At 70.7% G+C, this 18,419-nt stretch carries 16 protein-coding genes and 1 pseudogene; 13 read left to right on the plus strand and 4 right to left on the minus strand.

Features of this window, described 5'->3' with window-relative positions; all coding sequences use genetic code 11:
- Positions 1-791, minus strand: a pseudogene (locus tag ACFV1J_RS39065) (Fe-S oxidoreductase); the annotation flags it as partial.
- A gap of 308 nt (positions 792-1,099) precedes the next feature.
- Between ACFV1J_RS39065 and dnaK the strand changes: the two are divergent.
- The 4 genes from dnaK to ACFV1J_RS39085 are packed head-to-tail and all read left to right on the plus strand — an operon-like array spanning position 1,100 to position 5,272.
- The gene (gene dnaK / locus ACFV1J_RS39070; RefSeq protein WP_385866534.1) at positions 1,100-2,947 is read left to right on the plus strand and encodes a molecular chaperone DnaK; all 1,848 of its coding nucleotides are present in this window, start codon (positions 1,100-1,102) and stop codon (positions 2,945-2,947) included.
- The gene (grpE, locus tag ACFV1J_RS39075) at positions 2,944-3,600 is read left to right on the plus strand and encodes a nucleotide exchange factor GrpE (RefSeq protein ID WP_385866536.1); all 657 of its coding nucleotides are present in this window, start codon (positions 2,944-2,946) and stop codon (positions 3,598-3,600) included. The genes dnaK and grpE overlap by 4 nt, the downstream gene beginning before the upstream one ends.
- A gap of 45 nt (positions 3,601-3,645) precedes the next feature.
- Positions 3,646-4,818, plus strand: a complete 1,173-nt coding sequence (dnaJ, locus tag ACFV1J_RS39080; protein WP_385866537.1) for a molecular chaperone DnaJ — start codon at positions 3,646-3,648, stop codon at positions 4,816-4,818.
- A gap of 1 nt (position 4,819) precedes the next feature.
- A complete protein-coding gene (locus ACFV1J_RS39085; RefSeq protein WP_385866538.1) occupies positions 4,820-5,272 on the plus strand; it encodes a heat shock protein transcriptional repressor HspR in 453 nt (150 codons plus the stop codon).
- Between the two features lie 140 nt (positions 5,273-5,412).
- Here ACFV1J_RS39085 and ACFV1J_RS39090 read toward each other — a convergent pair whose 3' ends face one another.
- Together ACFV1J_RS39090 and ACFV1J_RS39095 are read right to left on the minus strand one after the other, a co-directional pair.
- A complete protein-coding gene (locus ACFV1J_RS39090) occupies positions 5,413-5,817 on the minus strand; it encodes a hypothetical protein (protein WP_385866540.1) in 405 nt (134 codons plus the stop codon).
- Between the two features lie 397 nt (positions 5,818-6,214).
- Positions 6,215-6,619, minus strand: a complete 405-nt coding sequence (locus tag ACFV1J_RS39095) for a pyridoxamine 5'-phosphate oxidase family protein (protein ID WP_385866542.1) — start codon at positions 6,617-6,619, stop codon at positions 6,215-6,217.
- A 149-nt stretch (positions 6,620-6,768) separates the two neighbouring features.
- Here ACFV1J_RS39095 and clpB point away from each other — a divergent pair, with 149 nt between their 5' ends.
- Both clpB and ACFV1J_RS39105 read left to right on the plus strand, forming a co-directional pair.
- The gene (gene clpB, locus ACFV1J_RS39100) at positions 6,769-9,405 is read left to right on the plus strand and encodes an ATP-dependent chaperone ClpB (protein ID WP_385866544.1); all 2,637 of its coding nucleotides are present in this window, start codon (positions 6,769-6,771) and stop codon (positions 9,403-9,405) included.
- 120 nt (positions 9,406-9,525) lie between these two features.
- Positions 9,526-10,062, plus strand: a complete 537-nt coding sequence (locus tag ACFV1J_RS39105) for a YbjN domain-containing protein (protein ID WP_360956982.1) — start codon at positions 9,526-9,528, stop codon at positions 10,060-10,062.
- A 92-nt stretch (positions 10,063-10,154) separates the two neighbouring features.
- Here ACFV1J_RS39105 and ACFV1J_RS39110 read toward each other — a convergent pair whose 3' ends face one another.
- A complete protein-coding gene (locus ACFV1J_RS39110; protein ID WP_385866546.1) occupies positions 10,155-11,357 on the minus strand; it encodes a pyridoxal phosphate-dependent aminotransferase in 1,203 nt (400 codons plus the stop codon).
- A gap of 232 nt (positions 11,358-11,589) precedes the next feature.
- Between ACFV1J_RS39110 and ACFV1J_RS39115 the strand changes: the two genes are divergently transcribed.
- The 7 genes from ACFV1J_RS39115 to fbaA all read left to right on the plus strand — a co-directional run bounded on the left by ACFV1J_RS39115 (position 11,590) and on the right by fbaA (position 18,263).
- Complete coding sequence (locus ACFV1J_RS39115; RefSeq protein ID WP_385866548.1) at positions 11,590-11,856, plus strand: hypothetical protein; 267 nt, start codon at positions 11,590-11,592, stop codon at positions 11,854-11,856.
- A 306-nt stretch (positions 11,857-12,162) separates the two neighbouring features.
- The gene (locus ACFV1J_RS39120) at positions 12,163-12,684 is read left to right on the plus strand and encodes a DUF2617 family protein (protein WP_385866549.1); all 522 of its coding nucleotides are present in this window, start codon (positions 12,163-12,165) and stop codon (positions 12,682-12,684) included.
- Between the two features lie 185 nt (positions 12,685-12,869).
- The gene (locus ACFV1J_RS39125; RefSeq protein ID WP_385866551.1) at positions 12,870-14,567 is read left to right on the plus strand and encodes a polyamine aminopropyltransferase; all 1,698 of its coding nucleotides are present in this window, start codon (positions 12,870-12,872) and stop codon (positions 14,565-14,567) included.
- Positions 14,568-14,681: 114 nt separating this feature from the next.
- Positions 14,682-15,563 carry an SRPBCC domain-containing protein gene (locus tag ACFV1J_RS39130; RefSeq protein WP_385866552.1) on the plus strand — a complete coding sequence of 294 codons (882 nt, stop codon included), beginning with the start codon at positions 14,682-14,684 and terminating at the stop codon, positions 15,561-15,563.
- A 58-nt stretch (positions 15,564-15,621) separates the two neighbouring features.
- A complete protein-coding gene (locus ACFV1J_RS39135) occupies positions 15,622-16,470 on the plus strand; it encodes an aldose 1-epimerase (RefSeq protein ID WP_385866554.1) in 849 nt (282 codons plus the stop codon).
- A gap of 10 nt (positions 16,471-16,480) precedes the next feature.
- Positions 16,481-17,023, plus strand: coding sequence for an orotate phosphoribosyltransferase (pyrE, locus tag ACFV1J_RS39140; RefSeq protein ID WP_385866555.1), 543 nt, complete (start codon positions 16,481-16,483; stop codon positions 17,021-17,023).
- 217 nt (positions 17,024-17,240) lie between these two features.
- A complete protein-coding gene (fbaA, locus tag ACFV1J_RS39145) occupies positions 17,241-18,263 on the plus strand; it encodes a class II fructose-bisphosphate aldolase (RefSeq protein ID WP_385866557.1) in 1,023 nt (340 codons plus the stop codon).
- Positions 18,264-18,419 lie beyond the last annotated feature (156 nt).

Below are 18,419 nucleotides of genomic sequence, written 5' to 3' on the forward strand. Positions count from 1 at the left end.
GGCTGCAGCGCGCCCAGGGCGACATCGCCGTCCGCCTCGCGCTTGAACCAGATGTTGGGGAAGGCCAGGAAGCGGTGCCAGGCCACACCCATGTCGGTCTTCAGGGCGACCGTGATCATCCAGATGAACGAGGTCGCGATCTTCAGGCCGGCGAAGAAGTAGGTCAGGTTCTGCAGCGTGGCGACGTCCAGGCCCTTGAGCCAGCCGACCACCGGGTACGAGATGAAGAACGACGCCTCGTAGGCGTCCACGTGGTGCTGGGCGCCCTCCAGGGCGTGCAGCATGAAGATGCAGACGCCGACGATGAGGATGACGGCCTCGACGAAGTACGCCTGGCCGAAGTTGGAGCCGGCGAAGCGGGACTTGCGGCCCGGCTTGTTCGGCTTGCTCAGCTGGCGGATCACGATCAGGGCGAGGATGCCGAGCACCGTCATCGTGCCGATGAACTCGACGAAGACGTTGTACGGCGCCCACTCGCCGATGACCGGCAGCAGCCAGTCGGCCTTGAAGAGCTGGCCGATGGCGTTGACGATCGTCAGCAGCAGCGAGAAGAAGCCCACCGCCACGAACCAGTGCGCGACACCGACGACGCCCCAGCGGTTCATACGGGTGTGGCCGAGGAACTCCTTGGCCACGGTGACCGTTCGCTGCACGGGGGCATCGGTGCGGGTGCCGGCGGGTACGGGCTGGCCGAGCCGCATCTGGCGGTAGATCTGCAGGATGGCGCGGCCGAACAGCGCGACACCGATCGCGATGAGGACCAGCGACACGATGATCGCGGCGAGTTGCATGAGGGGCTCCTCGGACCTGCGAGAGCGGAAGACGGAGAGCGCTGAGCGGGGCCCAGCGGGACTACTACTGAGTAACTTTTTGGGTCTGCGGCTGAGGTTACCCATTCTCCCCGGTGCCATGAAGGCACCCGGCCGGTGATCTGTGTCGCGAAGGCAACCCTGTGTGGGGGGTGCGCGTCCTCCGGGGTGGCCGGGTGACGATAAGGGCGACATAAAAGTTGAGCGGACTCGACTCAGCTCTGTTGACAGGTTTTCGTCGGTGTTGCACTCTTGAGCCTGTTCCACTCAAGTCAGCTGGAGGAATCGAAATGGCACGTGCGGTCGGCATCGACCTGGGCACGACGAACTCCGTCGTCAGTGTTCTTGAAGGCGGTGAGCCCACCGTCATCACCAACGCCGAGGGCGCCAGGACCACGCCGTCCGTCGTCGCCTTCGCCAAGAATGGCGAGGTGCTGGTCGGCGAGGTCGCCAAGCGCCAGGCGGTCACCAACGTCGACAGGACGATCCGGTCGGTCAAGCGCCACATGGGCACCGACTGGAAGATCGGCATTGACGGCAAGGACTTCAACCCGCAGCAGATGAGCGCCTTCATCCTGCAGAAGCTCAAGCGGGATGCCGAGGCGTATCTGGGCGAGAAGGTCGTCGACGCGGTCATCACCGTTCCGGCCTACTTCAACGACTCCGAGCGCCAGGCCACCAAGGAGGCCGGTGAGATCGCGGGCCTCAACGTCCTGCGTATCGTCAACGAGCCCACCGCGGCCGCCCTGGCCTACGGCCTGGAGAAGGACGACCAGACCATTCTGGTCTTCGACCTCGGTGGCGGCACCTTCGACGTCTCGCTGCTGGAGATCGGCGACGGCGTCGTCGAGGTGAAGGCCACCAACGGTGACAACCACCTCGGTGGTGACGACTGGGACCAGCGCGTCGTCGACTACCTGGTCAAGCAGTTCCAGAACGGCCACGGCGTCGACCTGTCCAAGGACAAGATGGCGCTGCAGCGGCTGCGCGAGGCCGCCGAGAAGGCGAAGATCGAGCTCTCGTCGTCCACCGAGACCACGATCAACCTGCCGTACATCACCGCCTCGGCCGAGGGCCCGCTGCACCTGGACGAGAAGCTCACCCGCTCGCAGTTCCAGCAGCTGACCGCGGACCTCCTGGAGCGCTGCAAGACCCCGTTCCACAACGTGATCAAGGACGCCGGCATCCAGCTGGCCGAGATCGACCACGTGGTCCTGGTCGGCGGCTCGACCCGTATGCCGGCCGTCGCCGAGCTCGTCAAGGAGCTGACCGGCGGCAAGGACGCCAACAAGGGCGTCAACCCGGACGAGGTCGTGGCCATCGGTGCCACCCTGCAGGCCGGTGTCCTCAAGGGTGAGGTCAAGGACGTCCTCCTGCTGGACGTCACCCCGCTGTCCCTCGGCATCGAGACCAAGGGCGGCATCATGACCAAGCTCATCGAGCGGAACACGACGATCCCGACCAAGCGGTCCGAGATCTTCACCACCGCCGAGGACAACCAGCCGTCCGTGCAGATCCAGGTCTACCAGGGCGAGCGCGAGATCGCGGCGTACAACAAGAAGCTCGGGATGTTCGAGCTGACTGGTCTGCCGCCGGCCCCGCGTGGTGTCCCGCAGATCGAGGTCTCCTTCGACATCGACGCCAACGGCATCATGCACGTGACCGCGAAGGACCTGGGCACGGGCAAGGAGCAGAAGATGACCGTCACCGGCGGTTCGTCGCTGCCGAAGGACGAGGTCGACCGGATGCGGGAGGAGGCCGAGCGGTACGCGGACGAGGACCACAAGCGCCGCGAGGCCGCCGAGGCCCGCAACCAGGGCGAGCAGCTCGTCTACCAGACCGAGAAGTTCCTCAAGGACAACGAGGACAAGGTCCCCGCGGAGGTCAAGACCGAGGTCGAGACCGCCGTGGGCGAGCTGAAGGAGAAGCTCAAGGGCGAGGACACCGCGGAGATCCGCACCGCCACCGAGAAGGTCGCGGCCGTCTCCCAGAAGCTCGGCCAGGCCATGTACGCCGACGCGCAGGCCGCCGCGGGCGCCGAGGGTGCTGCCGCAGGTGAGCAGGCCAAGGCCGATGACGACGTGGTGGACGCCGAGATCGTCGACGACGAGAAGCCCAAGAAGGACGGTGCCGCGTGACGGAGGAGACCCCGGGCTTTGAAGAGAAGCCCGACGTCCCCTCTGACGCCGCAGCCCCCGAAGACGCGGCGCAGGAGGCCGAGTCCGCCCAGAAGGCGGGCTCGGCCCCGGCCGGGGACGTACAGGACGTAGCGCTCCAGGCGCAGCTGGACCAGGTGCGCACGGCGCTCAACGAGCGCACGGCGGACCTCCAGCGGCTCCAGGCGGAGTACCAGAACTACCGCCGTCGGGTGGAACGGGACCGGGTCGCGGTCAAGGAGATCGCGGTGGCGAACCTCCTGTCCGAGCTCCTTCCCGTGCTCGACGACGTCGGCCGGGCGCGTGAACACGGCGAGCTGGTCGGCGGCTTCAAGTCGGTCGCCGAGTCGCTGGAAACCGTGGTCGCCAAGCTCGGTCTGCAGCAGTTCGGCAAGGAGGGCGAGCCCTTCGACCCGACGATCCACGAGGCCCTGATGCACTCGTACGCGCCCGACGTCACGGAGACGACGTGCGTGGCGATTCTGCAGCCCGGGTATCGCATCGGTGAGCGAACGATCCGCCCCGCGCGGGTCGCCGTCGCCGAACCGCAGCCGGGCGCGCAGAGCGCCAAGTCCGCCTCGGACGAGGACGCCAAGGCTTCGGACGAGGAGAACGGTGGCCCGGAAGAGGGCTGACGTGAGGACACACACAAGAACCGCGCGGGAGGAGGGACGTCGGGGATGAGCACCAAGGACTTCGTCGAGAAGGACTACTACAAGGTCCTCGGCGTCCCCAAGGACGCCACCGAAGCGGAGATCAAGAAGGCGTACCGCAAGCTGGCCCGGGAGAACCACCCGGACGCCAACAAGGGCGACGCCAAGGCCGAGGAGCGCTTCAAGGAGATCTCCGAGGCCAATGACGTCCTGGGGGACGCCAAGCGCCGCAAGGAGTACGACGAGGCGCGCGCGCTGTTCGGCAACGGCGGCTTCCGGCCGGGGCCGGGCGGCGGCGGTTCCTTCAACTTCGACCTGGGCGACCTCTTCGGCGGCCAGGCCGGCGGCGGCGGTGCCGGTGGCTTCGGCGGCGGGCTCGGGGACGTCTTCGGCGGGCTGTTCAACCGCGGCGGCGCCGCGGGTACGCGTACCCACCCGCGGCGCGGCCAGGACGTCGAGTCCGAGGTGACGCTGAGCTTCACCGAGGCGGTCGACGGGGCCACGGTCCCGCTGCGGATGTCCAGCCAGGCGGCCTGCAAGGCGTGTTCGGGCACCGGTGACAAAAACGGTACGCCTCGGGTCTGCCCGACCTGTGTCGGCACCGGACAGGTCAGCCGGGGCGCGGGCGGCGGCTTCTCGCTCACCGACCCGTGCGCCGACTGCAAGGGCCGCGGCCTGATCGCGCAGGACCCGTGCGATGTCTGCAAGGGCAGCGGACGGGCCACCAGCGCGCGCACGATGCAGGTCCGTATCCCCGCGGGCGTCTCCGACGGGCAGCGGATCCGGCTGCGCGGCAAGGGGGCTCCCGGTGAGCGGGGCGGTCCGGCCGGCGATCTGTACGTGGTCGTGCACGTCGACGCGCACCCGGTCTTCGGCCGCAAGGGCGACAACCTCACCGTCACGGTGCCGGTCACCTTCCCGGAGGCGGCGCTCGGCGGCGAGGTGAAGGTGCCGACGCTGGGCGGTCCGCCGGTGACGCTGAAGCTGCCGGCCGGCACCCCCAACGGACGCACGATGCGGGCCCGGGGCAAGGGCGCGGCCCGCAAGGACGGCACCCGGGGTGATCTGCTGGTCACCATCGAGGTCGTCGTTCCCGAGGACCTCAGCGACCAGGCGCGGGAAGCGCTGGAGTCCTATCGCGAGGCGACCGCGGGTGCGGACCCGCGGGCGGAGCTGTTCCAGGCCGCGAAGGGAGCTTGAGATGGAGAGCCGGGGCGGGCAGCGTCGTAATCCCTATGAACTGACCGATGAGTCGCCGGTGTACGTCATCTCCGTCGCGGCTCAGCTCTCCGGCCTGCATCCGCAGACCTTGCGGCAGTACGACCGGCTGGGGCTGGTCTCGCCCGACCGCACGGCCGGGCGGGGCCGCCGCTACTCCGCCCGGGACATCGAACTGCTCCGCACGGTGCAGCAGTTGTCCCAGGACGAGGGCATCAACCTCGCCGGCATCAAGCGCATCATCGAGCTGGAGAACCAGGTCGCGGCCCTGCAGCAGCGGATCGCCGAGCTGCAGGGCGCCCTGGACGGCGCGGCCAGCGCGATGCGGCAGCGGGAGGCCGCGGTGCACGCCTCCTATCGGCGTGATCTGGTGCCGTATCAGGACGTGCAGCAGACCAGCGCGCTGGTGGTGTGGCGGCCGAAGCGGTCCGAGTAACGGGCGCCGTGCCGCGCAGTGGTACGCAGGGCCGGGGTGGTGACGAGCCGTCCCGGCCCTTCGCCGTGTCCGGGCGTTACGGAGAGGACGGCAGGGGGGCAGGCGGGGGCGCGGGGCGCGGCAAGGCCCCGGAAGGGCGCTCAGCAGCCGTTGTAGCCCGCCGTCGGCATCGACAGCCGGCGGTGCACCTGGGACTTCATCGCGAGCGTGTAGACCGGCTCGTCGAGGTCGGCGGTCTCCAGCCGGACGCCGGCCGCGGCGCACCGGGCGCTGAACTCGTCGGCGCCGTCGATGGCGTACTCCAGCGCCCGCCGATTGGGCGTCACGAACACGTCGACCAGGCCCTTTTCGACGTCGCGCCACAGCGCGCTGTGGTCGGCGCGCAGGTGGTGAAGGGTGAGCTGGCAGGTCAGGTGGTAATCACGGGCCGCCGCCCACTGTTTGCACATGTCGTGCTGGCTGCGGTCGTCGACCAGGAACGGATCCTCGTCCAGCTCGGACAGCGGCATCAGGCAGGCGATCGCCGTCACTCGGACCGAGTTCATCGTGCCCTCCGGTGCGTGGCGACTGTGGGGGCGACGATACCCCCGAGGGCGGCCCGTGGTGGAGGGGCTGTACCGGGTGGCGAGGCGTATCCGCAGGCGTGGCAGATCTTCCAGCCGTCCTGGTTGACCGCGAGCTGGCCGCCGCAGCGCGGGCAGAGCTCGGCGTGCGGGCATGGACGGGCGGGGTGCGGACGGCGCGGAACGGTCGTCACGATGCGCAAAGCCGACGCCATGGCGCCTCCAGCTGCCTTCTTCTGCCCGGGACGAGGCCGGAGTTGGTCGCCGTTGCCCGGTGCTGCTCGATCCCCGTCGTACTTGGGTACCAGGTGGCGCGGTTTTGCCGGATGCGGAGCGTCCGTTTTCGGACAGGTCTGGACCAGAGGGGTCTCCTGGGTGCTCAGGCCCGTCCCATGGCCCTGGTCACCGCGATCTCGATCATGACGCGGTCGGGGTTGGGGGTCGGCGTCCGCCCGTACCGCTCCGCGTACCGCGCGACCGCGTCGGCCACCGCGTCGGCCTCGGTCCGTACCCGCGCGATGCCCTCCAGGGTCGCCCAGCGCCCCCGGTCGACCTGGCACACGGCGACCCGCGCCCCGTCCGGCCCGGCGGCGAGCACGTTCTTGACCTTGGTGCTGTCCTTGCGCGTGATCACCCGCGCGATCCGCTGCCCGGCGTCGTAGGTGACGCCGACCGGAACGACGTGCGGCGTCCCGTCCGGCCGCGGCGTGGTGAGCGTCGACATGAGGTATTCGCCCCAGAAGGCGAGGTACTCGGGAGAGAGGGCGCTGAGGTCATGGGCCATGGGAGCCAGAGTAAGGGGGAGCTCCGGTGCCCGGATGTGCCTTGAGTGGAATAGACTCAACTTATCGCACGTTGGCATAGGCAGGATTGGCTCAGGGAACGTGCGCCAGTACCGGGTACGGGCACGAGTACGAGGAGGATCACGAGGCCGTGGACGCCGAGCTGACCAACAAGAGCCGGGAGGCGCTGAGCGCTGCCAACAAGCGGGCGGTCACCGCCGGGCACGCGGACATGACGTCCGCGCATCTCCTGCTCGCGCTGCTGTCCGGGCAGGACAACGAGAACATCATGGACCTGCTGGCCGCCGTGGAGGCGGACGCCGCCGCGCTGCGCAACGGCGCCGAGCGGCAGCTCGCCGCGCTGCCCAGCGCGCAGGGCTCGACGGTCGGCCCGCCGCAGCCGGACCGCGAGCTGCTGACCGCCATCGCGGACGCCACCCAGCGGGCCAAGGACCTCGGGGACGACTATGTCTCCACCGAGCACCTGCTGATCGGGATCGCCGCCAAGGGCGGGCGCACCGGCGAGCTGCTGGAGCAGCAGGGCGCCTCCGCCAAGAAGCTGCTGGCCGCGTTCGAGGCGAACCGCGGCGGGCAGCGGGTGACCAACCCCGACCCGGAGGGCACGTACAAGGCGCTGGAGAAGTTCGGTACGGACTTCACCGCGGCCGCCCGCGAGGGCAAGCTCGACCCGGTCATCGGCCGGGACCACGAGATCCGGCGGGTGGTCCAGGTGCTCTCCCGCCGTACGAAGAACAACCCGGTGCTGATCGGCGAGCCCGGCGTCGGCAAGACCGCCGTCGTCGAGGGCCTGGCGCAGCGGATCGTCAAGGGCGACGTGCCCGAGTCGCTGCGCAACAAGCGGCTGGTCGCGCTGGACCTGGGGGCGATGGTCGCCGGCGCGAAGTACCGCGGTGAGTTCGAGGAACGTCTCAAGACCGTCCTGGCGGAGATCAAGTCCAGCGAGGGCCAGATCATCACCTTCATCGACGAGCTGCACACCGTCGTCGGCGCGGGCGCCGGCGGGGACTCGTCGATGGACGCGGGCAACATGCTCAAGCCCATGCTGGCCCGCGGTGAGCTGCGGATGGTCGGTGCGACCACGCTCGACGAGTACCGCGAGCGGATCGAGAAGGACGCCGCGCTGGAGCGGCGCTTCCAGCAGGTGCTGGTCGCCGAGCCGACCGTCGAGGACACGGTGGCGATCCTGCGCGGCCTCAAGGGCCGCTACGAGGCGCACCACAAGGTGCAGATCGCCGACTCCGCGCTGGTCGCCGCGGCCACCCTCTCCGACCGCTACATCACCTCCCGCTTCCTGCCGGACAAGGCGATCGACCTGGTCGACGAGGCCGCGTCCCGGCTCCGGATGGAGATCGACTCCTCGCCCGTGGAGATCGACGAGCTGCAGCGCGCCGTCGACCGCCTCAAGATGGAGGAACTCGCGCTCCGCAACGAGACCGACGCCGGCTCCGTCGCGCGCCTGGAGAAGCTGCGCAAGGACCTAGCCGACAAGGAGGAGGAGCTGCGCGGACTGACCGCCCGGTGGGAGAAGGAGAAGCAGAGCCTCAACCGCGTCGGTGAGCTGAAGGAGAAGCTCGACGAACTGCGCGGCCAGGCCGAGCGCGCCCAGCGGGACGGTGACTTCGACACCGCCTCCAAGCTGCTCTACGGCGAGATCCCGGGCCTCGAACGGGAGCTGGAGGAGGCCGCGGCCGCCGAGGCCGAGCAGGAGGCCGCCAAGGAGTCCATGGTCAAGGAGGAGGTCGGCCCGGACGACATCGCGGACGTGGTCGCCTCCTGGACCGGCATCCCGGCCGGCCGCCTCCTGGAGGGCGAGACCCAGAAGCTGCTCCGCATGGAGGAGGAGATCGGCAAGCGGCTGATCGGCCAGACCGAGGCGGTCCGCTCGGTGTCGGACGCGGTCCGCCGCACCCGCGCCGGGATCGCCGACCCGGACCGGCCCACCGGCTCGTTCCTCTTCCTCGGCCCGACCGGCGTCGGCAAGACCGAGCTGGCCAAGGCGCTCGCCGACTTCCTCTTCGACGACGAGCGGGCGATGGTCCGGATCGACATGTCGGAGTACGGCGAGAAGCACAGCGTCGCCCGCCTGGTCGGCGCGCCGCCCGGCTACGTCGGCTACGAGGAGGGCGGCCAGCTGACCGAGGCGGTCCGCCGCCGCCCGTACAGCGTGATCCTCCTCGACGAGGTGGAGAAGGCGCACACCGAGGTCTTCGACATCCTGCTCCAGGTGCTCGACGACGGCCGGCTCACGGACGGCCAGGGCCGCACGGTCGACTTCCGGAACACCATCCTGATCCTGACCTCCAACCTGGGCTCCGGCTTCCTGATGGACCCGCTGCTGAAGGAGGAGGAGAAGAAGGAGAAGGTGCTGGAGACCGTCCGCGCGTCCTTCCGGCCCGAATTCCTCAACCGGCTCGACGACGTGGTGGTCTTCCACGCACTCGGCACGGAACAGCTGCAGCGGATCGCCCGGATCCAGCTGGAGCACCTCCAGCGCCGCCTCGGCGACCGCCGGCTCACCCTGGACGTCACCGACCGCGCGCTGGACTGGCTCGCCTGGCTCGGCCACGAACCGGTCGTCGACGCCCCCGCGCCCGACCTGTCGTACGGTGCCCGGCCGCTGCGCCGCCTGGTGCAGACGGCCATCGGCGACCAGCTCGCCCGGGCCATCCTGGCCGGCGAGGTGCTCGACGGCGACACCGTACGGGTGGACGTGGACGGCGACGGGAAGCGGCTGACGGTGGCCGCCGCCGGGCACGCCGCGGTCTGAGCCGGACCGCCTGGATCATTCCCTTGACCTACCCGTTGCCCGCACCGGCCCCGTCCGGGCTTGCCAGGACGGGGCGGATGTGGGGGAGGATGGCAGGGACCATACGAAGGGAATTCCACGGTGAGCATCGACCCGTCCTCGATTCCGAATTTCGGGGGCCAGCCCGAACCGCAGCCCTCGGGGCCTGATGGTCCCGTCCTGCCCGACCAGGATCTGGTCAAGCAGCTCCTCGACCAGATGGAGCTGAAGTACGTAGTCGACGAGGAGGGTGACCTCGCCGCCCCGTGGGAGCAGTTCCGCACGTACTTCATGTTCCGGGGCGAGGAGGAGCAGCAGATCTTCTCCGTCCGCACGTTCTACGACCGTGTCCACGGCCTCGATGAGAAGTCGAAGCTGCTGGAGGCGATCGACGACTGGAACCGCCGGACGCTGTGGCCCAAGGCCTACACCCACACCCATGACGACGGCACGGTCCGTCTGATCGGTGAGGCATCGATGCTGATCGGCACCGGTGTCTCGCTCGAACACTTCGTGTCGAGCACGGTCAGCTGGGTCCGCGCCTCCATCGAATTCGACAAGTGGATCGTCGAGCAGCTCGGTTTGGAGGCCGAGATCGACGGCGACTCCGACGACAAGCCGGGCGACGAGGAGGGCTGACACCCCTTTTCACCCCCGGACACCCGGCTGCGCGGGCCCAGGAGCATCGCTCCGGGGCCCGCGTCGTCGCGTCGGGCGCCCTTTCGCGCCGGCTATCCGGACGCCAGCGCCTTCAGGCGCCGCGATGCCTCCTGGAGGACGTCGACGCTCTTGCAGAAGGCGAAGCGGACGAAGGGCGTGCCCTGGTCCTTGTGGTCGTAGAAGACGGCGTTGGGGATGGCGACGACGCCGGCGCGCTCGGGCAGGGCCCGGCAGAAGGCGAAACCGTCGCCCTCCTGGGACAGCTCGGCGCCGAGGGGGCGGATGTCGGTGGTGATGAAGTACGTGCCGGCGGGGCGGAAGACCTGGAAGCCGGCGTCGGCCAGACCGGTGGCGAGCACATCGCGCTTGGCGCGCAGGTCCTCGCGCAGCTCGCTGTAGTAGCCGTCGGGCAGGGCCAGGGCCTCGGCGACGGCGTACTGGAACGGGCCGGCGGATACGTAGGTGAGGAACTGCTTGGCCGAGCGGACCGCGGTGATCAGCTCCGGCGCGGCGGTGACCCAGCCGACCTTCCAGCCGGTGAAGGAGAAGGTCTTGCCGGCCGAGCTGATGGTGACGGTGCGGTCGCGCATCCCGGGGAAGGACGCGAGGGGCAGGTGCTCGCCCTCGAAGACGAGGTGCTCGTAGACCTCGTCGGTGATCACGATGAGGTTCCGTGCCACGGCCAGCTCGGCGAGGGTGGAGAGCTCCTCGCGGGTCAGGACGGTGCCGGTGGGGTTGTGCGGGGTGTTGAGGAGGATGAGGCGGGTGTCGTCGGTGATGGCGTCGCGCAGCTCGTCCAGGTCGAGGCGGTAGGTACCGGATTCCGGCTCGGCGCGCAGGGTCACCGGCACCCGGCGGCCGCCCGCCATGGCGATGCAGGCGGCGTAGGAGTCGTAGTACGGCTCCAGCGCGATGACCTCGTCGCCCGGTTCGAGGAGGGCGAGCAGCGCGGCCGCGATGGCCTCGGTGGCGCCGGCGGTGACCAGGACCTCGGTGTCCGGGTCGTACGACAGGCCCAGGTGCCCGTAGAAGCGCTGCTGGTGGGCGGCGACGGCGGTGCGCAGCTCGGGGATGCCGGGTCCGGGCGGGTATTGGTTGCCGCGGCCGTCGCGCAGTGCGCGCACCGCCGCCTCCCTGACCTCCTCGGGGCCGTCGGCGTCCGGGAAGCCCTGGCCGAGGTTGATGGAGCCGGTGCGTACGGCGAGTGCCGACATCTCGGCGAAGATCGTGGTGCCGAATTCGGCGAGGCGGCGATTGAGCAGCGGTCGGTCCATGCGCGCCATCCTGCGCCGAACCTCTGGACTTCCTCAACTGTGCTTTGAGACGGGGAGGGCCAGGGCATCAGCCCCAGCACATCAAGCACACAGGCGGCCGTCGACGTGGCGGCCGGCGGCCCGGGAGGGCCGTGGCGGCGCAGCGGGCGCCGGACGGAGCGATGGTCCCCCACCGCCGGAAGGGCGTGGGAGGTGCCCCACGCTTCGGGGGAGCGAAAGGAGTGTGAGGCAGATGGTGATGGGGATCTTGTTCTTCGTGGTGATCTGCGCGGTGGTGCTCGGGGTCGTGGCCCTGGCCGTGCGGGGCGGGGGCGGCGGCCGCGGCGGGAGCTCGGCCGGCGCCAGCTGGTGGGCGGGTGGTGACTCGGGGTCGGGCGGCCACCACGGCGGCCACCACGGCGGTGGGCATCACGGCGGTGGCCACCACGGCGGGCACTCCTGCGGTGGCGGCGGCTGCGGTGGCGGGGGTGGCGGCTGCGGCGGTGGCGGCGGGTCCTGAGCCGTACACATGCGGGTGGCGCATGCCCCTCCGCATATGCGCCCGGCGGGACGTTGACGAGCGCCAACGCCCGCCGGGCGCACGGAAGTTGAACAGGTGAACTGCTAGGCCCTCTAGGGGATGGAAACCCGGAGAAGATGGGTAAAACTGCTGTGGTGACCGGGCATTCATGATTCCCTCTTCATAGAGAATTCCCCCACGTTCTCCGATTCCCACGTGGGCGCGAGCCGGCAGGCAGATGTACATTCCTGATCCTTGACGGGCGGGCCGGCCCACCATTCCACTGCGTGCTTGCGGAGCCGACCCATGCTCACCACTTTGAAGACGGCGTACACCGATACCCGTGCATCCGACCTGGCCTGGGCGCTGGACAGGGAACCCCTGCCGGCCCTGGCCGTGCTCGATCTCCAACACCACGGCATCCACGTGCAGTTGAGGCTGCTCGGTGCCTCCCACCAGGTCATTCTCGAAGAGGAACGCGGGAGGTGTTCCGAGACCGTGGCCTGTCTGCCGGGCAGCAGTACCCCGCTGCCGCTCGGTGTGGCCAAGCGCCTGGGGGACTGGGACTACGAGTTCGCCGCGCATGTGGAGACCCTGTCGCGCGGTTCGTTCGCGGGGCGCGCACAGGAGTTGCTCGCGCTGGTCGCCGAGCATCCGTACGGGCTCGCCGGGACGTTCCCCGGTTCGCCGCACGCCTTCACCGCGCTGCTGGCGCAGTGCCAGCGGGACCAGGTGCGCTGGCGGACCTGGCACGCGTATCCGCAGGAGGGCCGTTTGGTGGCCACTCGGACCCGGGTGGGCGTACGCACAGCGGTGGCGGCCGTCTAGTGGTGGATGCACGCCGGGCGTGTGGAGAGACGGCGGGGCGTGCGCGGTGTGGTGCGCGCGGGCGCGCAACGTCGCGTGTCCGCCGCGGACTTGCACTTCGACATCGCCCAACTGACGCGTGTAGCCCGCAGAGTGCACACGTGTGGGTGACCAATAAGTACGGAATCGTCACGTAGCGTTCACGCATGATCGACCCGCCAGAGTCCGCTCTCACCGGCACCCTCGGGCCGCCGGAGGCCATGACGTCGGCGCGACTGCCCGTCCCGGCCGGGCTCGGCCGGCTGCTCGTGCTCTGCGTGGTCTTCGTCTGCGCCGCCTGCGGACTGGTCTACGAACTCGAACTCGTCGCGATGGCCACGTACTTGGTGGGCGACTCGGTCACCCAGGCATCGGTCGTGCTGTCCGTCATGGTCTTCGCGATGGGCATCGGCGCGCTGCTCGCCAAGCGGCTGCGGTGCCGGGCGGCGGTCGGCTTCGGCGCGGTCGAGGCCGGGCTCGCGCTGGTCGGCGGCAGCTCCGCGATGGCGCTCTACGCCTGCTTCGCCTGGTTCGCCCAGGCCCGCACCGCACTGGTCGCCTTCTCCCTGGTCATCGGCGTCCTGATCGGCGCCGAGGTGCCGCTGCTGATGACCCTGATCCAGCGGGTGCGGCGGCAGGACGCGGGCGGGGCGGTCGCGGACCTGTTCGCCGCGGACTACGTCGGCGCGCTCGTCGGCGGCCTGGCCTTCCCCTTCCTGCTGCTGCCGAGCCTCGGCCAGCTGACCGGCACCCTGGTCACCGGCACGGTCAACGACGTGGCCGGCGGCGCCCTGGTGCTCTGGCTGTTCCGCCGCGACCTGACCGCCCGGGCCCGCTGGACCCTGCTCATGGTGAACGCCCTCGTGCTGGCGCTGCTCGCCGCCGGCGTACTGCTGGCCACGCCCTTCGAACGGGCCGCGCGGCGGGCGGTGTACGGCTCGGCGGCCCGGGTCGCGGTGCAGACCGGCGTCCAGGAAGTGGTGCTGACCGGCGGGACCGGAACCGGTGCGGGAGCGGAGAGGAAAGGTTCCGGCCGGCCGCTGGAGCTGTACCTCGACGGCCGGCTGCGGGTCAGCGGGGACACCGAAGTCCGCTACCACGAAGCGCTGGTGCACCCGGCGATGACCGCCGGCCCGCACGCCCGGGTCCTGGTCCTCGGCGGCGGCGACGGCCTCGCCGTACGCGAGATCCTCCGCTACCGCGCGGTCCGCTCGGTCACCGTCGTCGAACTCGATCCCGGCGTCCTCCGGCTGGCCCGCACGGACCCGGGCCTGACCCGGCTGAACGACCACTCGCTCGGCGACCCCCGGGTCCACGTCGTCACCGCCGACGCCTTCGACTGGCTGCGCGACCGGCACGCCCCCGGCCACCGCCCCGCGCCCTACGACGTGATCGTCTCCGACCTCCCCGACCCCGGCATCACCGCCAGCACCAAGCTGTACTCCCAGGAGTTCTACGGTCTGGCCGCGCGGCTGCTGGCCGACCGCGGCCGCCTGGTGGTGCACGCCGGACCGCCGGTCGCCCGGGCCAGGGCCTACTGGACGGTGGACGCCACGGTCCGCTCGGTGGGCCTGGCCACCGACCCGTACCGCATGCCCGGCCGCCCCGCGTCCTTCTTCGGCCCCGACCGCTCGGCCGACCCCGCCCCGCAGCCGATCGGCGAACCGCTCACCCTCGGACCGACGCTCCGCTACTGGGGTTTCGTGCTCGCCGCCCGGCACCGCCCCCGCTTCGGCCCGGCGCCCGACGCACCCCCGACACCGGTGACCCGCGAGGCGCTGCGGGCCGCCCGGCAGGGCGACCTCCGCGACCGCATCCCCGGCCTCCCGGCGTCCACGCTGATGCATCCGCGCTACCAGGACTGAACCGCCCCATGGGACCGGGGCAGGGTACGCGCGGCGGCCCCGACCCGGGCCGGAGTGCAGAAAGTTGTGCGTGGGCGGGCACGGTCCCCGGGGCGCTGGGTAGGCTCCCGTGTCATGGAGCATGAGGTGTACGTTCCGTTTCCCGTCCGGACCGTGCGGCGGGCGCTCACCGAACCGGAGCGGGTGGCGCGCTGTGTCCCCGGAGTCCAGCTCGACGTCGATGCCGCCCCGCACCGCCCCGAGGGCCGGCTGCGGCTGCGTATCGGAAGCTCCACCATCACCTACCGCGGCAGTCTCACGGTCGGTGATCCGGCGGACGGCGGTCCTGGTGACGAGGGCACCGCCGAGGTGACCGTCGAGGCCAAGGGCACCGAGTCCGTGGGTGACGGCGCGGTCGCGCTGACCCTGACCGTACGGCTGGCCCCGGCCACCGATCCCGGCCCCGGCACCACCCTGGCCTGCGCCGGCACCGTCCACAGCGACGGCCGGCTGGCCGAGGCCACCGACCGCGCCGCCGAGACCGCCGGGCGCCGGCTGCTGGACCGGTTCGCCGAGAACCTCGCGGACGACCTCCGCCGGCATCCGGTCGCCGAAGGGCCCGACCGGACCGGCGTCTTCGACACCGAGGTGCCGCCGCCCTCCCTGGACCCGCTCAGCGACGAGGACGCCATCGAGGAGGCCGACCTGGCCGACGCGGGCGACGCCATCGAGGAGGCCGACCTGGCCGACGCGGGCGACGCCGCCGAGGAGGCCGCGTTCGCCTACGACGACGACCTGGACGAGGTCGCCCCGGCCGAGGCCGCGCACGCCCGCCGCACGATGATCGGGCGCAGCGCCGAGGAGGTCGACCACGCCCCGCCGCGCGGCCGCTACGCGCCGGTGCCCGCCCCCGAGCCCAACGCCACCTCGCTGACCCTGCGCTGGGCCGCACCGGCCGCCGCGGTGGTGCTGGCGTCCGCCGTCGTCGTCGGCCGGGTGCTGCGCCGTCGCCGCTGACCGCGACGTCCGGCGGCGTCCCCCGGCGCGGCCCGGCACACCGCTAGGGTCGGGCCCCGTGAGTACCGACAACACCACGCAGGGCGGCGCACCGGACGGGGTACGGCTGGCCGCCGGAGACACCGAAGTGACCGTCCGGCCGGACAACGGCTGCCGGATCGGCAGCCTCCGCGTCGGCGGTACGGAACTGCTGCGGCAGGGCGACACCTACGGCTGCTTCCCGATGGTGCCGTGGTGCGGCCGGCTCGCGCACGGCGAGTTCCGCAACGGCGGCGAGCTGCACCGCATGCCGCGGAACGCCCCGCCGCACGCGATCCACGGCACCGGCCGCAACCTCCGCTGGCACACCGCCCGGACCGGCCCCACGGAGGCGGTCTTCACCTACGACCTCACCGACCCGGCGGCCCCCTGGCCGTACCCGGGGCGGGTCACCCAGCTCGTCCAGCTCGGCGCGGACGGCAGCTCGCTCACCCTCACCATGGGCGTCGAGGCGACCGGCGACTCCTTCCCCGCGCAGGCCGGCTGGCACCCGTGGTTCCGGCGGAACCTCGGCGAAGGGCAGGACGTACACCTCGACTTCCTCCCCGAGTGGCAGGAGGAGCGGGGCCCCGACCACCTCCCGACCGGCCGGCGGATCACCCCGCGGCCCGGCCCCTGGGACGACTGCTTCGGCATGCCGCGCGGGGTCGCCGCCACCCTCACCTGGCCGGGCCGCCTGGAGCTCAAGGTCACCAGCCGCGCAGAGTGGGTGGTGGTCTACGACGAGCAGGAGGCCGCGGTCTGCGTCGAACCGCAGTCCGGCCCGCCCAACGGCCTCAACACCCTGCCCCGCCTGGTCACCCCCATCGACCCGCTGGAGATCTCCATGACCTGGAGCTGGCGGAGCCTGTCCGGGGACACCGCATAAGCTCGGGACCATGAGTGACGACGTGCGCGGCGAGCTGCTGCAGCAGATCAAGGACAAGGCCGTGGTGCACGGCAAGGTGACGCTTTCCTCCGGCAAGGAGGCCGACTACTACATCGACCTGCGCCGGATCACCCTGGACGGCGAGGCCGCGCCCCTGGTGGGGCAGCTGATGCTGGACATCACCGCCGACCTGGACTACGACGCGGTGGGCGGGCTGACGCTGGGCGCCGACCCGGTGGCGACGTCGATGCTGCACGCCTCCGCCGCGCGCGGCCGGCGCCTGGACGCGTTCGTCGTCCGCAAGGCCCAGAAGGCGCACGGCATGCAGCGCCGTATCGAGGGTCCGGACATCACGGGCCGCCGGGTCCTGGTCGTCGAGGACACCTCCACCACCGGCGGCTCCCCGCTGACCGCCGTCGAGGCGGCCCGTGAGGCGGGCGCCGAGGTCGTCGCGGTGGCCACGATCGTCGACCGGGGTGCCGCGTCCGCGATCGCCGACGCCGGACTGCCCTATATCACGGGCTTCCAGCTGGGCGACCTCGGGCTCGTCTGAGGTCCGTCCGGCCTCCGGCGCTGACGCGAGCGTAACGCGCTGACCTGCGGATTCATCGAGTGGCGGCCGGTTTCACGGGAAACCGACCGCCACTTTCGCGTGGTGGCCGGATGGGGGAGGTGGAGCAATCCACGGAGTCTGGGAAGATGTGCTCGGCAACGTCGCCGTCCCAGGTCAGGGCCAAGAACGCACACCCGCACATACAAGGAGCGGACAGATGCCCATCGCAACTCCCGAGGTCTACACCGAGATGCTGGACCGGGCGAAGGCAGGCAAGTTCGCCTACCCGGCCATCAATGTCACGTCGACGCAGACGCTGCACGCCGCGCTGCGTGGCTTCGCCGAGGCCGAGAGCGACGGCATCATCCAGATCTCCACCGGTGGTGCGGAGTTCCTGGGTGGCCAGTACAACAAGGACATGGTGACCGGCGCGGTCGCGCTCGCCGAGTTCGCGCACGTCGTGGCCGACAAGTACGACATCACCGTCGCGCTGCACACCGACCACTGCCCCAAGGACAAGCTCGACGGCTACGTCCGCCCGCTGCTCGACATCTCCGCCGAGCGCGTCGCCAAGGGCCAGAACCCGCTGTTCCAGTCGCACATGTGGGACGGCTCGGCCGAGACCCTCGCCGACAACCTGGCCATCGGCCAGGAGCTGCTCGCCAAGGCCGCCGCCGCCAAGATCATCCTTGAGGTCGAGATCACCCCGACCGGCGGTGAGGAGGACGGCGTCAGCCACGAGATCAACGACGAGCTCTACACCACGGTCGACGACGCGCTGCGCACCGCCGAGGCGCTGGGCCTGGGCGAGAAGGGCCGCTACCTCCTCGCCGCCTCCTTCGGCAACGTCCACGGCGTCTACAAGCCGGGCAACGTCGTGCTCCGCCCCGAGCTCCTCAAGGACCTCCAGGAGGGCGTCGGCGCCAAGTACGGCAAGGCCGCGCCGTTCGACTTCGTCTTCCACGGCGGCTCCGGCTCCACCGAGCAGGAGATCGCCACCGCGCTGGAGAACGGCGTGGTCAAGATGAACCTCGACACGGACACCCAGTACGCGTTCTCCCGTCCCATCGCGGACCACATGTTCCGCAACTACGACGGTGTGCTGAAGGTCGACGGCGAGGTCGGCAACAAGAAGACCTACGACCCGCGCAGCTGGGGCAAGCTGGCCGAGGCCGGCATGGCCAAGCGCGTGACGGAGGCTTGCGCGAACCTTCGCTCTACGGGGACGAAGATCAAGTAGCCGTCCGCTGCGCTTTGCGGCGCCTCCCACGTACCTGTCTGCTGCGCCGCGGTTCTTCTCTCCGTTGCGCCTGCGGCGGGCTGGGTTGTTGTTGGGTGCGGTGACGGTCCTCCGGGGCCTTGTTCGTGGACTGCTTCGCTTTACGTCCACGAACAA

It is taken from the genome of Streptomyces sp. NPDC059649 (assembly GCF_042734445.1).
Lineage (GTDB): Bacteria > Actinomycetota > Actinomycetes > Streptomycetales > Streptomycetaceae > Streptomyces.

Coding starts and splice junctions, on each gene's coding strand:
- dnaK (WP_385866534.1), top strand. CDS start 1,100: ATGGCACGTGCGGTCGGCATCGACCTGGGCACGACGAACTCCGTCGTC.
- dnaJ (WP_385866537.1), top strand. CDS start 3,646: ATGAGCACCAAGGACTTCGTCGAGAAGGACTACTACAAGGTCCTCGGC.
- ACFV1J_RS39085 (WP_385866538.1), top strand. CDS start 4,820: ATGGAGAGCCGGGGCGGGCAGCGTCGTAATCCCTATGAACTGACCGAT.
- ACFV1J_RS39090 (WP_385866540.1), bottom strand. CDS start 5,817: ATGAACTCGGTCCGAGTGACGGCGATCGCCTGCCTGATGCCGCTGTCC.
- ACFV1J_RS39095 (WP_385866542.1), bottom strand. CDS start 6,619: ATGGCCCATGACCTCAGCGCCCTCTCTCCCGAGTACCTCGCCTTCTGG.
- ACFV1J_RS39110 (WP_385866546.1), bottom strand. CDS start 11,357: ATGGACCGACCGCTGCTCAATCGCCGCCTCGCCGAATTCGGCACCACG.
- ACFV1J_RS39115 (WP_385866548.1), top strand. CDS start 11,590: ATGGTGATGGGGATCTTGTTCTTCGTGGTGATCTGCGCGGTGGTGCTC.
- ACFV1J_RS39120 (WP_385866549.1), top strand. CDS start 12,163: ATGCTCACCACTTTGAAGACGGCGTACACCGATACCCGTGCATCCGAC.
- ACFV1J_RS39125 (WP_385866551.1), top strand. CDS start 12,870: ATGATCGACCCGCCAGAGTCCGCTCTCACCGGCACCCTCGGGCCGCCG.
- ACFV1J_RS39130 (WP_385866552.1), top strand. CDS start 14,682: ATGGAGCATGAGGTGTACGTTCCGTTTCCCGTCCGGACCGTGCGGCGG.
- pyrE (WP_385866555.1), top strand. CDS start 16,481: ATGAGTGACGACGTGCGCGGCGAGCTGCTGCAGCAGATCAAGGACAAG.
- fbaA (WP_385866557.1), top strand. CDS start 17,241: ATGCCCATCGCAACTCCCGAGGTCTACACCGAGATGCTGGACCGGGCG.